Source organism: Pseudomonas parafulva, assembly GCF_000800255.1.
In the GTDB taxonomy this organism is placed as follows: domain Bacteria; phylum Pseudomonadota; class Gammaproteobacteria; order Pseudomonadales; family Pseudomonadaceae; genus Aquipseudomonas; species Aquipseudomonas boreofloridensis.
On sequence record NZ_CP009747.1, the window covers coordinates 1646015 to 1658711 of the forward strand.

17 protein-coding genes are annotated in these 12697 nt (G+C 64.2%); 10 read left to right on the plus strand and 7 right to left on the minus strand.

The window, feature by feature from the left end; genetic code table 11:
- Positions 1–318 precede the first annotated feature (318 nt).
- From NJ69_RS07245 to NJ69_RS07255, 3 genes are all read left to right on the plus strand, one after another.
- Positions 319–534 carry a general stress protein gene (locus NJ69_RS07245; protein ID WP_039577575.1) on the plus strand — a complete coding sequence of 72 codons (216 nt, stop codon included), beginning with the start codon at positions 319–321 and terminating at the stop codon, positions 532–534.
- 74 nt (positions 535–608) lie between these two features.
- A complete protein-coding gene (locus NJ69_RS07250; RefSeq protein ID WP_039577578.1) occupies positions 609–1832 on the plus strand; it encodes a zinc-dependent alcohol dehydrogenase in 1224 nt (407 codons plus the stop codon).
- Positions 1833–1927: 95 nt separating this feature from the next.
- On the plus strand, positions 1928–2233 hold the full coding sequence (locus NJ69_RS07255; protein ID WP_052192032.1) for a DUF6555 family protein: 306 nt from the start codon (positions 1928–1930) through the stop codon (positions 2231–2233).
- Positions 2234–2246: 13 nt separating this feature from the next.
- Here NJ69_RS07255 and NJ69_RS07260 read toward each other — a convergent pair whose 3' ends face one another.
- Positions 2247–3254 carry an aldo/keto reductase gene (locus NJ69_RS07260; protein ID WP_039577580.1) on the minus strand — a complete coding sequence of 336 codons (1008 nt, stop codon included), beginning with the start codon at positions 3252–3254 and terminating at the stop codon, positions 2247–2249.
- Between the two features lie 157 nt (positions 3255–3411).
- Here NJ69_RS07260 and NJ69_RS07265 point away from each other — a divergent pair, with 157 nt between their 5' ends.
- Positions 3412–3885: a YbjN domain-containing protein gene (locus NJ69_RS07265; RefSeq protein WP_029614137.1), complete on the plus strand. Its 474-nt coding sequence runs from the start codon at positions 3412–3414 to the stop codon at positions 3883–3885.
- A 10-nt stretch (positions 3886–3895) separates the two neighbouring features.
- Here the strand turns inward: NJ69_RS07265 and alkB are convergent, their stop codons facing one another.
- A complete protein-coding gene (gene alkB, locus NJ69_RS07270) occupies positions 3896–4540 on the minus strand; it encodes a DNA oxidative demethylase AlkB (RefSeq protein WP_039577583.1) in 645 nt (214 codons plus the stop codon).
- A gap of 274 nt (positions 4541–4814) precedes the next feature.
- On the opposite strand from alkB, the gene NJ69_RS07275 reads away from it, so the two are divergent.
- Positions 4815–5423: an SCO family protein gene (locus tag NJ69_RS07275; RefSeq protein WP_029614138.1), complete on the plus strand. Its 609-nt coding sequence runs from the start codon at positions 4815–4817 to the stop codon at positions 5421–5423.
- Complete coding sequence (locus NJ69_RS07280; RefSeq protein WP_039577584.1) at positions 5424–5906, plus strand: copper chaperone PCu(A)C; 483 nt, start codon at positions 5424–5426, stop codon at positions 5904–5906.
- A gap of 47 nt (positions 5907–5953) precedes the next feature.
- Here the strand turns inward: NJ69_RS07280 and NJ69_RS07285 are convergent, their stop codons facing one another.
- The 4 genes from NJ69_RS07285 to NJ69_RS07300 all read right to left on the minus strand — a co-directional run bounded on the left by NJ69_RS07285 (position 5954) and on the right by NJ69_RS07300 (position 8088).
- Positions 5954–6181 carry a hypothetical protein gene (locus NJ69_RS07285; RefSeq protein WP_029614139.1) on the minus strand — a complete coding sequence of 76 codons (228 nt, stop codon included), beginning with the start codon at positions 6179–6181 and terminating at the stop codon, positions 5954–5956.
- Between the two features lie 64 nt (positions 6182–6245).
- On the minus strand, positions 6246–7079 hold the full coding sequence (locus NJ69_RS07290; protein WP_039577587.1) for an AraC family transcriptional regulator: 834 nt from the start codon (positions 7077–7079) through the stop codon (positions 6246–6248).
- Positions 7076–7390 (minus strand): AzlD domain-containing protein, encoded by a 315-nt coding sequence (locus tag NJ69_RS07295; RefSeq protein WP_029614140.1) that lies wholly within the window; start codon positions 7388–7390, stop codon positions 7076–7078. The genes NJ69_RS07290 and NJ69_RS07295 overlap by 4 nt, the downstream gene beginning before the upstream one ends.
- Positions 7387–8088, minus strand: a complete 702-nt coding sequence (locus NJ69_RS07300; protein ID WP_155290524.1) for an AzlC family ABC transporter permease — start codon at positions 8086–8088, stop codon at positions 7387–7389. The genes NJ69_RS07295 and NJ69_RS07300 overlap by 4 nt, the downstream gene beginning before the upstream one ends.
- A gap of 155 nt (positions 8089–8243) precedes the next feature.
- Between NJ69_RS07300 and NJ69_RS07305 the strand changes: the two genes are divergently transcribed.
- From NJ69_RS07305 to NJ69_RS07315, 3 genes are all read left to right on the plus strand, one after another.
- Entirely contained in the window at positions 8244–9107 is an 864-nt protein-coding gene (locus NJ69_RS07305) for a hypothetical protein (RefSeq protein ID WP_039577590.1), read from the plus strand.
- 50 nt (positions 9108–9157) lie between these two features.
- Positions 9158–9910, plus strand: a complete 753-nt coding sequence (locus NJ69_RS07310) for a methyltransferase domain-containing protein (protein WP_039577593.1) — start codon at positions 9158–9160, stop codon at positions 9908–9910.
- Between the two features lie 98 nt (positions 9911–10008).
- On the plus strand, positions 10009–11223 hold the full coding sequence (locus NJ69_RS07315; RefSeq protein ID WP_039577595.1) for a YeeE/YedE family protein: 1215 nt from the start codon (positions 10009–10011) through the stop codon (positions 11221–11223).
- A gap of 135 nt (positions 11224–11358) precedes the next feature.
- Here the strand turns inward: NJ69_RS07315 and NJ69_RS07320 are convergent, their stop codons facing one another.
- The gene (locus NJ69_RS07320; protein ID WP_029614143.1) at positions 11359–11688 is read right to left on the minus strand and encodes a hypothetical protein; all 330 of its coding nucleotides are present in this window, start codon (positions 11686–11688) and stop codon (positions 11359–11361) included.
- 251 nt (positions 11689–11939) lie between these two features.
- On the opposite strand from NJ69_RS07320, the gene NJ69_RS07325 reads away from it, so the two are divergent.
- Positions 11940–12692, plus strand: a complete 753-nt coding sequence (locus NJ69_RS07325; RefSeq protein WP_039583158.1) for a FadR/GntR family transcriptional regulator — start codon at positions 11940–11942, stop codon at positions 12690–12692.
- Positions 12693–12697 lie beyond the last annotated feature (5 nt).

The following is a 12697-nucleotide window of genomic DNA, read 5'->3' on the forward strand; positions in this document are numbered from 1 at the left end:
GAGGGGAATCGGACAGGGTGAGGGAGTATAGGCTTCGCAGCCTGGGGGACGAAAGCGGTGGCGTAGGGCTCGCTCCTCCGGGATTGGGACTTGGACTTGAACCGCGCAAGAAAGTGCTGAGTTAGCGGCAATGTTCATCGTGGCGCTGCACAACGGCCAATACTGGGGCGCTAAAGTCAGGCCCCGGCGCCTTTAGCGCCGCCGGTCAGAGATTCATCAAAACGATGGAGCGCAGTGTCAGGCGACTGTCGGAACCAGGGTAGGCGTGTGCATCGCGCGCGTACCGGCTGGCCACAGAATCCTTGTAGGAGACATGACATGGCACATGAACCTGAGCAAGACCGCCCGAGCAAGCGCGGCGGCACCCGGCAGCCCAATCCGGGCAATTTCGCTAACGACCCCGAGCGCGCGTCGCGTGCCGGTCAGAAGGGCGGACAGAACTCTGGCGGCAACTTCGCCAATGACCGCGCGCGTGCCTCCGAGGCCGGGCGCCGGGGCGGGCAGAACAGCCGCGGCGGCGCACGTGATGCTTGATGGCTAGACTCTGAACAGGCCCGGTCATCCCTTTGCCTGGGCCAGTGGCAATCCTCAGCCCTGGAGAGCGAATCATGCGTGCATTGACCTATCACGGCGCCGGTGATGTGCGGGTAGACACGGTGGCCGATCCCATTCTGCAAGACCCCGACGACCTCATTTTGCGCGTGACCGCGACCGCGATCTGCGGCTCGGACCTGCACCTTTATCGCGGCAAGATTCCCATGGTCGAGCAAGGCGATATCCTCGGGCACGAGTTCATGGGCATCGTCGAAGAAGTCGGCAGCGGCGTGACGGCGGTGCAGCGCGGGGACCGGGTGGTGATTCCCTTCGTGATCGCCTGCGGTGGTTGTTTCTTCTGCCAGCACGAATTGTTCGCGGCGTGCGAGACCACCAACACGGGTCGCGGCGCCATCCTCAACAAGAAGGCCATCCCGCCGGGGGCGGCGTTGTTCGGCTACAGCCATTTGTATGGCGGCATCGCGGGTGGGCAGGCCGATTACGTGCGGGTGCCGAAGGCCAACGTCGGCCCGTTCAAGGTGCCGGGGCATCTGGCTGACGACAAGGTGCTGTTTCTCTCCGACATCCTCCCAACGGCCTGGCAGGCGGTGGTCAATGCCGACGTGGGCGAAGGCTCTTCATTGGCCATCTACGGGGCCGGCCCGGTCGGCCTGCTGTCGGCGGCGTGCGCACGCATGCTGGGCGTCGAACGCATCTTCATGGTCGACAACTGCGGTTATCGTCTCGATTACGCCCGCCAGGCTTACGGTGTGATTCCCATTGATTTCTCCCACGATGACGATCCGGCCGACACCATCATCCGCCAGACCGCCGGCATGCGCGGGGTGGACGCGGTGATCGACGCAGTAGGCTTCGAGGCCAAGGGCAGCGCTACCGAGTCGGTACTCACCGCTTTGAAGATCGAAGGCAGCAGCGGCAAGGCGCTGCGCCAGAGTATTGCTGCCGTGCGGCGCGGCGGGGTGGTGAGCGTGCCGGGGGTGTATGCCGGCTTCGTCCACGGCTTCCTGTTCGGCGACGCTTTCGACAAGGGCCTGACCTTCAAGATGGGGCAGACCCATGTCCAGCGCTATCTGCCAGCGTTGCTGGAGCATATCGAGGCGGGCCGGTTGAATCCGGAGGCGATCGTCACCCATCGCCTGGCGCTGGAGGACGCTGCGCGTGGCTACGAGTTGTTCGACGAGATGCAGGAGCGCTGCCGCAAGGTAATCCTGCAGCCCGGTGCGGTGCCGGATCCCGAGATCGAGGCCGTGCGCCGAAGCTTGGCGGGGCAGGACTGAACGCACTGTTTATCCACTTGTTCGACAATTTTCTGAATCTTCGCGATGCAGCCCGATCAATCTAGGGTCATCCATGGAGAACAGGAGGCCCAGAAATGCCAGCTCCACAGTTGTACGTCATCGAATACAAGCAGCATGGGCAGCTGCGCAGCTTCATCATTCGATCGGAGCGCATGGACAATGCCGAGGCTTGGCATTGGGCCAGTTGCGATGCGGGGGTGGGCATCATCCCCAAGTTCGGGCGAGAGAAGATCAAGAAAGTCAGCCGGCCCATGGCTGAGCGCTACGGCATTACCGATGTGACCTGGCGGCTGTCCGGAAGCGGTGCCGGACGCAACGGCAGCGACAGCCCGCAACGCACCGAGCCGCTGTCTGGCGGCGAGATGCGTGTGCTGGTGTGATCACCGGGTTAAGTCAGCGCGGCAGCCGCCCGCTGACGAAATGCGCGACATCGTTGAATCCCGGGGTCGAAGCATGTCCTGGGGTGACCAGTGAATCGACGAAGGCTTCGTCTTCAGTGCTGATCTGGACCTCCAGCGCGCCGGCGTAGGTCTGCCACTGCGCCTCGGTGCGCGGGCCGACGATGGCCGAGCTGATCAATTGGTTGTTGAGTACCCAGGCAATGGCGAATTCGACCATGCCGACCCCTTTGGCCTGGGTGTACGCGTGGATCTTCTGGGCAATGGCCAGCGATTCCTGCCGCCATTCCACCTCCATGATGCGTTTGTCCTGGCGCGCCGCACGGCTGCCTTGCTCAGGTGTTGCGCCCGGTGCGTACTTGCCGCTGAGCACGCCGCGCGCCAGCGGGCTGAAGGGCACCACGCCCAAGCCATGGTAGGCGGCTGCCGTGAGCTGCTCGGGCTCGGCCTGGCGGTTGACGATGTTGTACAGCGGTTGGCTGACCACCGGTTTGGCCACACCCAGGCGCTCGGCCAGGTTGCAGATCTCGGCGATGCGCCAGCCGCGGAAGTTGGACACGCCCCAGTAGCGGATCTTGCCTTGCTGCAGCAGGTCCCCCATGGCGCGCACGGTTTCCTCCAGCGGCACCTGGTGGTCCTCGCGGTGCAGGTAGTAGATGTCCAGGTAATCGGTGTTCATGCGCGTGAGCGTGGCGTGCAGGGCATTGAACAGGTGCTTGCGCGACAGACCGCTACGGTTGGGCAGTCCGTCGACCGGTCCATAGCCGCCTTTGGAGGCGACCACCCAGTCCTGACGATTATGCGCCACCGCCTGGCCGACGATTTCCTCAGAGCGTCCGGCGTTGTACACATCGGCGGTGTCGATGAAATTGATGCCCTGGTCCCAGGCCTGACCGATGATTTTCAGCGCGGTCGGAGTGTCGGTCTGTTCGCCGAACATCATGCTGCCCAGGGTCAGGGCGGAAACGTGCAGGCCGGAGCGGCCGAGGGGGCGGTAGCGCATGCTGAAGGTCCTTGCATCGGGAAGGGGATCGGTCCGTTTTACACACAACGCCGCGGCTTTTAAAGGCTGGGCGCGCGTGCCTGGGTGTCGTCCTGGCCAATCAGAAGCGCTGTGCTACTACTTGATAGCGACGTAATGATGATGAGGAAGCGTGTGCATGACGGATGTGACCCTTATTGAAACCGTGAGCGTAGAGTCGCTGACCGAGCTGCTGCAGGATGCCGGCTGTCGGGTCAACCGCAACGAACAGAGCGCTGTGGTGCAGTTGCTCAGCGCCAGTCAGGGCGTGGGCTATGCGGTGCGCTTCGGCAACCGCGCGCCAGGCAAGGACGGCGAATTTCTCGACTTTACCTTCAGTTGTGCGCTGCGCATCCAGGGTGACCTGCCGGACGGCTTGGCTGAACGCTGGAATGCGAGCCGGCGGTTCGCCCGGTTGTCGCTACAAGGTGAATTTCTGGTGATGGAAATGGATGTCGTGGTGGCCGATGGCGTCACCCCGAAGCATCTGCTCGGTAGCCTGCTGCTGTGGGATCGGGTGTTGCAGGAGTTCATCGTTTATCTGCGCGACTACGGGCGTAATAACCCGGTACAGGCCGCGCAGTCGGTCAGCGACGACACGGCTGCGGTCTGAAGGCTGTGCTTCAGCCTGCCCTGCGCAAGGTCAGGTTGATGCGTCGCTCGCCCATTCGTTCATGGCGTCCCGGCTTGATCGGTAACACGCCATGAAATCGCAGCCGGTCCTCGCCGCCCCAGACCAGGACATCGCCATGATTGAGCGGCACCTGTTGCGGGCGGTCGCTGCGCTGATGGCCGCCGAACAGGAACGTGGCTGGCAGGCCCAGTGAAATCGACACGATCGGCTGGGCGAAGTCGCGTTCGTCACGGTCCTGGTGCAGGGTCAGTCGGGTGCCGGGCAGGTAGTGGTTGATCAGGCAGGCGTCGGCGACAAAATCGTCGAAGCCGGCTGCGGCGGCTGCCTGGGTTGCCAGGGACGATAACGTCTCGGGCAGCCTCGGCCAGGGTCGATCAGTGCGCGGGTCGGTGCGGCTGTAGCGGTAGCCGCGCTCATCGCTGACCCAGCCGAACGTGCCGCAGTTGCTCAAAGCCACGGCCATGTGCAGCCCGCCGGGCGTGCGCATGTGCCTGAAGGGCGCCGCGCGCAACACCGGGCGCAGCGCGTCGAGCAACGCTTCGATCCGCGGCAGGGCGAAGCCGGGGAGCAATACGGTGTGGCTGGCCAAGCGCTGGGGCTGCTGGCCGAACAGGTCGAGGTCGGACTGGATCATGGCGCTCACGGGCGGGGACAGGCGCTCAGTGTAGCGTCATGGTCGGGCAGCGCCCATGTCCTCCGGTCGTCCGTAAGCCTTCGTCGCACTGATCTCTAGCAACAAAGTGTTACTCTTTCAAGCCCTGCGACAACAGGCCGCAGCCCATAAATACGGGGCTGCGGGGGAATTGCCGTGTCGTCGTGTGGCCGCTGACGGGGTGTCATGCCAGAATGCCGCGGTTTTCGACCGGTCCTGCGCGAGGACCGGCGCCTCTCCTGTAAAGGATGGTTCCATGACTGATCTACTGACTCGGCGCGCGGTCGTCGCCGGGATGGGTGTACTGGGGCTCGGTCTGCTGGCCGGCTGCAGCCCGGCCCGTGGCCTGGACTTCAAGTACGGCAAGAACATGAGCAACGAGATTCTCGGGCGCAAGTTCAAGCTCAAGGACCCCCAGGGCAACGAGCGGACCTTGTCGAGCTTCTACGGCTCGATGCCGATGATCTTCTTCGGTTTTACCCAGTGTCCAGCCGTGTGTCCGACTGCCCTGGCACGCGCTGCGCAGATCCGCCAACAGCTCAAGGGCCGTGATCGCGATCTGTTCCGGGTGGTGTTCATCACCCTGGATCCGGAGCGCGACACCCCGGAGGTGCTCGACGCCTATGTCAAGGCGTTCGACCCTTCATTCGTCGCCCTGACCGGCACGCCGGAAGAGATCGATGCTGTTGCCCGGGAGTTCAAGGTGTTCTACGAGAAGATCCCGACCGGCGACACGTACACCATTTCCCACTCGTCCACCAGCTACGTCTACGATACCCGTGGCACCCTGCGCCTGAGTCTCGGCCATTCCCTGAACGCCAAGGAATGCGTCGAAGACCTGCGCACATTGATGGAGATCTGCTGAATGTCGATGCAACCGATCAAGCGCGGCCTGGCCGCATTCGCCCTGCTGGGCCTGACCCTGCCGGCGTGGGCCGACACCAGCGTCAAGGACGCCTGGGTACGTGCCAGCGTGCCCCACCAGCAATCGACCGGGGCGTTCATGACCCTTACGGCGACGACCGACAGCAAGCTGGTCGGTGTAGCTTCGCCCGTGGCCAAGACCGTGCAAGTGCACGAGATGACCATGCAAGGCGACGTGATGGGCATGCGTGAGGTGAAGGCCGTGGATCTGCCGGCCGGCAAACCGGTGACCCTGGACCCGAACGGTTACCACGTGATGCTGATGGGGCTCAAGGACCAGGTCAAGGAAGGCCAGCAGGTGCCGCTGACCCTGACCATCGAAGATGCGCAGGGCCAGAAGCAAATCCTGGACGTCCAAGCCCCGGTCAAGCCATTGACTGCCGACATGAGCGGCGGTCACGACCACATGCACATGAAACACTGATCGCCTTGATACCCGTTGGCCGCCCATCAGCCAACGGGTTGGAGGGCTCAACTGCGAAAGCGCGGCAGTGGTCGGTCGACGGTGAGCGAGGTCAGCGTGCGCCGCACCTGGGCTTCGTCGGCCTCAAGCGCCTTGAGGCTGGCGCGGATCTTACCCGCCGCCGGGACATCGCCCTGCCGGTCGATCCAGTCGGCGATCTGTTTGCAGGCGCTGCTCAGGCAGGCCTGGCGCTGGTTCATCAAGTTGATGAGGGTGGTGAGTTCGCGTTCAGACATGACTGCATCCTCCATTCAGCCCCAATCAGTGTAGCAGCGCCTGGCCATCTCGCCGGGTGGGCGCTCAGCGCTGCACACAGGCCAGACGGTAGGCCCCGGGCGTGACCCCATAGGCTTGCTTGAACTGACGGTTGAGGTGGCTCTGGTCGGCGAAGCCCAGGGTAAAGGCCACCTCCAGTGCCGGCAGTCCGCGACGCAGCAGTTCCCTGGCCCGCGCCAGGCGCCGTTGTTTGAGCCAAGCATGGGGCGGCAGTCCAGTGGCCTGGCGAAACACGCGGGCGAAATGGAAAGGCGAGAGGTTGACGGCCGCTGCCAGGCTCTCCAGGGAAGGAGGATCGGCCAATTGGCTTTCCAGCAGTTCCCGCGCCCGCGCCACGGCCAGCGGCTCGTGGCCCGGTGCAGCAGGTTCGGCGCCGTGGCCATGGCGCTGCACCAGTCCCAGCACGGCTTCGCGCCAGGCCGTTTGCTGCTGCAGTGCGCTGGCGCCCTGTTCAGAAAGGCGATGCAGTTGGCTCAGGGCGGCTGCCAGCTGCGGATCCTGGACCACGCTCTGGCGAAAATGCGGCAGGCCACCGCGCCTGAGTTCGAGCTCGTCGAGCACCCCAGTGACCCGTTGTTGCTCGGGGTAGAACGCCCGGTAACGCCAACCGGCCTCGTGCGCCTTCGCGCCGGTGTGCAACTCGTCAGGATTGATCAGCACCACGCTGCCGACCGGCGCCAGATGGTCGCTGCCACGATGCCAGAAGCACTGCGCGCCGGACTCGATCACCGTGAACACGTAGCCTTCGTGCACATGGGGCGCGAAGCGCTGCTGCACGTAGCGGGCGTGCAGCATCTCGACATCGCCGAGCGCAGGCGCCTGCCACAGGTGGATCTGTTCGCGCAGGGGCGTACTCATGCCAGCCAGCTGCGCAGAAGGATGAAGAGCAACATGCTCGCCAGCATGCTCAGCAGTACGCTGCGGGTCAACAGAACGAGTGCGATGGCCACCAAGGCCCCCAGCAGGTACGGGTTCAGCGGGTCCAGGTCGAGCTGATGGCCGGGCAGGAAAATGATCGGCCCACAGATTGCGGTGAGCATGCCCGGTACGGCGAATCCGAGGAACTGGCGCACGTTGGAGCTCAACCGCAGCGGCAGTCGCGGTTCGAGGAACACGTAGCGGTTGAGAAACACCAGCAGACCCATGGCGACGATCAGTAACCAGATCATGGGCGGCTCCTTGTCAACTTCTGGCACACGAAGCCCGCCGCCATGCCCAACAGGCCGGCCAGGACCAAGGCGGTTTCCCAGTGCCAGGTGCTGAACAGCACCGAGCAGAACAGCGACACCGCCACGCACACCAAGGTCGGCAGATTGCTCACACGGGGTGCGATCAGCGCGACGAAGGTGGCGACGATGGAGAAGTCCAGGCCCAACCGGTCCAGGTGCGGGATGCTCTGACCGAGCACGATGCCGGCCAGGGTGAACAGGTTCCAGGCCACATAGAAGGTGAGTCCTACGCCCAAGGCGTACCAGCGGTCGAACTGTTGACGGTCGTGATGGCTGGTCAGCGCGAACAGTTCATCGGTGAGCAGAAAACCCAGGCCCAGCCGCCAGCGCGTCGGCAGGCCACAGATCACCGGCCGCATGGACAGCCCGTAGAGCAGGTGCTGCGAGGTGAGCAGCAGGGTCGTCAACAGGATCGATAGCACGCCGGCGCCGCTCTTGAGCATGCCGATCGCTACCAGTTGTGCGGCGCCGGCAAAGACGATGGCTGACAGACCCTGGCCTTGCCAGGCGCTGAGGTCGGCTTCGATGGCCATGGAGCCGGCCAGCAGGCCCCAAGGCGCCACGGCCAGGGACAGTGGGACGATGGCGAGGCTGCCTTGGACGAACGCCTGGCGGTGATGCAGTGCAGGGCTGGACATGGTGACTTCGAACGTAGGGCAGGGGTAGCCAGCATGCCAGAGCCCATGCGGCAAGGCTTGAACGATCTTGCTGCCTGGGCGCTGGCCCGGGCCAGCCGATGACATTTTTTTCACATCCCCTTGTTAGGATCGCCGCGACCTCAAAGGAGCGATCGATGATTCAAGTGTTGCGCACGCGCGCGGTAAAACTGACCTTGGCGGCCACGGCAGGCGTTGTCGTCAGTGCTTTGGGTTTCTTCGCCTGGCAGAGCTTCTATCCCGTCCAGGCCGCTGATGGTTGGCAGGTTCAGGTGCTGCACGACGACCTGGACAAGGCCGCGTCGCTGCTGCCGCTGGCCGATGGCAGTCTGCTGGTCAGCCGTGAGCTGGACGACGGCAAAGGCAGCATTCTCAAGATCACCCCTCAAGGCGAGCGTCAGGTCCTGATTGATGGGCTGTCCAAGCCTGACGGCATGACAGCGGTGGAGGGCGGCTGGGTGTTCAGCCAGGAGGGTGGGCTGGCGCCGGTCAACCTGTCCCGCGACGGTCAGCTCACAGCCCTGTTCGAAGGCGAGAACGTGCAGGGACTGTGGAACGAGGGCAGCCACCTCTACGCCATCGAGGACCGCAAAGGCGAAGGTCGCCTGATGCGCTACGACTGGAGCACTGGCCAGGTGCAGGTGCTGCGCGCGGCGCTCACCGAAGGCGAGGGCCTTACCCGCTGTGAAGGGGGGCGTCTGCTTTATACCGAAAAAGCGGCCGGGCGCATTCGCGCACTGGGTGACAAGGGCGAGGATCCGGTGGTGGCCGAAGGCCTTCGCCATCCAACCTTCCTGTTTTGCGACCAGCGCGGGTTGTGGATCAGCGAAGACTCGACCCACCGCGCCCGATTGCTGCGCATCGATGCCGATGGTCAGCAGCACACCGTCCTGTCGTTCCTCAAGGCGCCACAGTCGATCGTGCCCGACGGCCAGGGCGGTTATCTGCTCGCCGAAGGTGGACGGGATCGTGTACTGCGCTTGTCGCCGTCTGCGCAGTAGCGCTCGGCGGCCTGTCCCGCCACACTGACCACCCCGATCAGGAGCAGGGCATGGCACTTTCCTCGACCGATTTCACCACCCGGCTGCTGGTCGATGCCGGCATAGGCCCCGGCATGCGTGTACTGGATGTCGGCTGCGGCATGGGCGATGTCAGCTTCATGCTCGCCGAGCTGGTGGCGGCGGACGGGGCGGTGGTGGGCATCGACCCGTTTGCCGCCGCGCTGGCGCACGCGCGCCAGCGCCAGGTAGATAGGCATGTTGCCAACGTCGAATTCGTCGAGTGTGACCTGCATCGACTGCCGGCGTCTCTGGGGCTGTTCGACGCCATCGTCGGGCGTCGAGTGCTCATGTACCAGCCCGATGCCGTGATTGCCGTGCGTCACTTGGCCAGGCTGCTGCTGCCCGGTGGCGTGCTGGTGTTCCAGGAACATGACAGCACGCTGACGCCCGCCAGCCTCGACCCTTTCCCCTTGCATCGCCGTGCCCAGCGCTGGTTGCAGCGCATGATCGCGCATGAAGGCGCCGACTTGCACATCGGTTTCAATCTGCACCGGATCTTCAGCCAGGCCGGGTTGCGGGTCGGTCACCTGCGCGCCGAATGCCTGCTGCAGACGCCTGACAGCCCCTACGGGCTGGCGGCGATCATTCGCGCCTGCCTTCCCCGCATCATCGAGCACGGCATTGCCACCGCGCGACAGGTCAACATCGACACCCTGCAGGCGCGTCTGGACGCCGAGCGGACCGCCTCCACGGGCATCTACATTGGCGACATGGCCTTCGGGATTTGGGCACACAAGCCCTGAACAGGCCGGTGTCACGACTGCGTGCCGGTACAGGCATCTCGCCAACGCCCGCATAGCGGTATACTCGCGGTCCGTTCGACTGTTATCCGAGTATTTCAATGGGTCTTTCCACTACCGCCACTTCCGAGCCGCGCCGTCTGGGCGCGCCGCTCATCGCCCTGGTCCTGTTGCTGACCGGCGCCTGGTTTCTCCAACTCAACGCCAGCTTCAAGCAGATGCTGTTGCTGCTGGTGGGCGCGGCCCTGGGGCTGACCCTCTATCACGCCGCCTTCGGCTTCACATCGGCCTGGCGCGTGTTCATCAACGAGCGGCGCGGCGCAGGGCTGCGTGCGCAGATGGTCATGCTGGCACTGGCGGTCGTGTTGTTCTTCCCGGCCTTGTCTGCCGGCAGCCTGTTCGGTAATCCAGTCAACGGACTGGTAGCGCCCGCCGGAGTGTCGGTGGTGTTCGGCGCCTTCATCTTCGGCATTGGCATGCAACTAGGCGGCGGCTGTGCATCTGGCACCTTGTTCACGGTGGGCGGCGGCAACGCGCGCATGCTGGTGACCTTGCTGTTCTTCATCATCGGCTCGGTCGCCGCGACTCACCACGCCGATTGGTGGTTCGCCTTGCCGTCGTTCCCGGCCACCTCGATCGTCAAGACCTGGGGTGTCGGACCGGCACTGGTCGCCAGCCTTGGGCTGTTCGCGCTGATCGCGTGCGTGACGGTGATCCTGGAGCGACGTCGCCATGGTGTGCTGGAGCGGCCTGTGGGCAGCGAGCACCACGGCGTGCGGCGTTTTCTGCGCGGGCCGTGGCCGCTGCTGTGGGGGGCCATCGCTTTGGCGCTGCTGAACTACGCCACCCTGGCATTGGCCGGCCGCCCGTGGGGCATCACCTCTGCCTTCGCCCTGTGGGGCGCCAAGACCTTGAGTGGGTTGGGCGTTGATGTCGGCAGTTGGGTCTTCTGGCAGGCACCGGCCAACGCCAAGGCCCTGGCATCGCCGCTGTGGCAGGACATCACCACGGTCATGGATGTGGGCATCGTGCTCGGCGCCTTGCTCGCCGCCGGACTGGCGGGTCGGTTTGCGCCTAGCCTGAGGATACCCTTGCCTTCGCTCGTCGCTGCGGTGATCGGGGGGCTGTTGCTGGGGTATGGCTCGCGTCTGGCCTACGGCTGCAATATCGGCGCCTATTTCAGTGGCATCGCGTCCGGCAGCCTGCACGGCTGGCTATGGCTGGTGGCCGCCTATGTCGGCAACGTGATCGGTGTGCGACTGCGTCCGCTGTTCTTCGCCGGTGAGCGGCGTGCTGACAAGCTGACCGGGTGTTGAGCATCGGGTCATCAATCGTGAAGCTGAGAAACTACCTGAGCTTTATCGATAAATAGCTTCAGGTTTTCATCCTAAGTTATTGATGAATAGACATTTTTGGTTTGAGGCTCTGATCAGTAGAGCCTCTGCTGCGAATCATCGACGGGCTACGGCATGCTGCACGCACTGTTCGTAGTACGTCTGCTTGATCGCCTTGGGCGGCAGCCTTGAACGACTGTTGTAGGTCTGTTCAGTGATGCCCATGGCGGTCATGCGCATCCAGGGCTTACCGAAGCGGCGTACCTGCAGTTTCTTGCGCGCTGCATACAGCGTGGCCCCCGACAGTTTGGACTGCTGCGCCTCAGCGGCGATCTGAGCGCCCCATCCACAGACGCTGCGATCGTTCTGGTTCAACGGCCTGGCCTGGGCGTCCCATGCCACGAAAGCCAGCGCACAGCTGGCCAGGGTTGCTAGAAATACACGCATGTTGCTGTCCTAAGCATCTGAAGAAAAAGGGAGTTTGCCTTCGCTTCTGTGGCATCGGGGCCAGCAAATTGCCGTCAGCCGACGGACTGTCACACCCCCATCCAGGGACCATGGCCGCGCGGGGCAGTGTGCTGGCGCCGCGCGAGCATGGGCTGGTGCATCTGAGGCGAGGAATATCGGGTGCATCGATGTGATCGTACAACTGCATGCGTTATGATGGCCGCTGTCTTTTCACGGTGAATCACAACGGCATGACAGAGCAGCACGTACAGCCGCGGACACGACGCAAGCCGCGCAGTTTGGCTCAGGAATTGGTCACGGTGCTCACCGAGCGTATCCGCAACGGCCAGCTCAAGCGCGGCGACAAGTTGCCGACCGAGTCGCAGATCATGCTCGAGGAGGGGGTCAGTCGCACCGTGGTGCGGGAAGCCATCTCGCGCTTGCAGGCAGCCGGGCAAGTCGAAACCCGTCATGGCATCGGCACCTTCGTGCTCGACGCACCGAGCGCTACCGGCTTTCGGATCGATCCTGCGACCGTCGTCACCTTGCGCGAGGTGTTGGCGGTGCTGGAGTTGCGCATCGCCCTGGAGATCGAGGCGGCCGGACTGGCCGCCCAGCGGCGCAGCGACGCGCAGTTGCAGGGCATGCGCACGGCGCTGGACGAGCTCAATGAAGGCGCCGCACAGGCCTGCGATGCGGTCTCGGCGGACTTCCAGTTCCACCTGCGCATCGCCCAGGCCAGCGGCAATCATTATTTCGCCGATATCCTCGCCCACCTGGGTACCAGCATCATCCCTCGCACCCGGCTCAATTCCGCGCGTCTGGCCCACGATGACCAGGCCCATTACCTCAGCCGCCTGAGTCATGAGCACGAGGCCATCTACGAAGCCATCGCTCGCAGTGACAGCGAGGGCGCGAAGTTGGCCATGCGCTTGCACTTGAGCAATAGCCGCGAGCGTCTGCGCCAGGCCCATGCCGCAGCCGAAGAGCAGCACGCGGGGTAGCGAAC

Bases quoted from the DNA above. Each gene is read 5' to 3' on its own strand.
- NJ69_RS07255 (WP_052192032.1), top strand. From the start codon at position 1,928: ATGCCAGCTCCACAGTTGTACGTCATCGAATACAAGCAGCATGGGCAG.
- NJ69_RS07260 (WP_039577580.1), bottom strand. From the start codon at position 3,254: ATGCGCTACCGCCCCCTCGGCCGCTCCGGCCTGCACGTTTCCGCCCTG.
- NJ69_RS07300 (WP_155290524.1), bottom strand. From the start codon at position 8,088: ATGTCCAGCCCTGCACTGCATCACCGCCAGGCGTTCGTCCAAGGCAGC.
- NJ69_RS07290 (WP_039577587.1), bottom strand. From the start codon at position 7,079: ATGAGTACGCCCCTGCGCGAACAGATCCACCTGTGGCAGGCGCCTGCG.
- NJ69_RS07245 (WP_039577575.1), top strand. From the start codon at position 319: ATGGCACATGAACCTGAGCAAGACCGCCCGAGCAAGCGCGGCGGCACC.
- NJ69_RS07305 (WP_039577590.1), top strand. From the start codon at position 8,244: ATGATTCAAGTGTTGCGCACGCGCGCGGTAAAACTGACCTTGGCGGCC.
- NJ69_RS07250 (WP_039577578.1), top strand. From the start codon at position 609: ATGCGTGCATTGACCTATCACGGCGCCGGTGATGTGCGGGTAGACACG.
- NJ69_RS07320 (WP_029614143.1), bottom strand. From the start codon at position 11,688: ATGCGTGTATTTCTAGCAACCCTGGCCAGCTGTGCGCTGGCTTTCGTG.
- NJ69_RS07325 (WP_039583158.1), top strand. From the start codon at position 11,940: ATGACAGAGCAGCACGTACAGCCGCGGACACGACGCAAGCCGCGCAGT.
- NJ69_RS07285 (WP_029614139.1), bottom strand. From the start codon at position 6,181: ATGTCTGAACGCGAACTCACCACCCTCATCAACTTGATGAACCAGCGC.
- NJ69_RS07315 (WP_039577595.1), top strand. From the start codon at position 10,009: ATGGGTCTTTCCACTACCGCCACTTCCGAGCCGCGCCGTCTGGGCGCG.
- NJ69_RS07265 (WP_029614137.1), top strand. From the start codon at position 3,412: ATGACGGATGTGACCCTTATTGAAACCGTGAGCGTAGAGTCGCTGACC.
- NJ69_RS07280 (WP_039577584.1), top strand. From the start codon at position 5,424: ATGTCGATGCAACCGATCAAGCGCGGCCTGGCCGCATTCGCCCTGCTG.
- NJ69_RS07310 (WP_039577593.1), top strand. From the start codon at position 9,158: ATGGCACTTTCCTCGACCGATTTCACCACCCGGCTGCTGGTCGATGCC.
- NJ69_RS07295 (WP_029614140.1), bottom strand. From the start codon at position 7,390: ATGATCTGGTTACTGATCGTCGCCATGGGTCTGCTGGTGTTTCTCAAC.
- NJ69_RS07275 (WP_029614138.1), top strand. From the start codon at position 4,815: ATGACTGATCTACTGACTCGGCGCGCGGTCGTCGCCGGGATGGGTGTA.
- alkB (WP_039577583.1), bottom strand. From the start codon at position 4,540: ATGATCCAGTCCGACCTCGACCTGTTCGGCCAGCAGCCCCAGCGCTTG.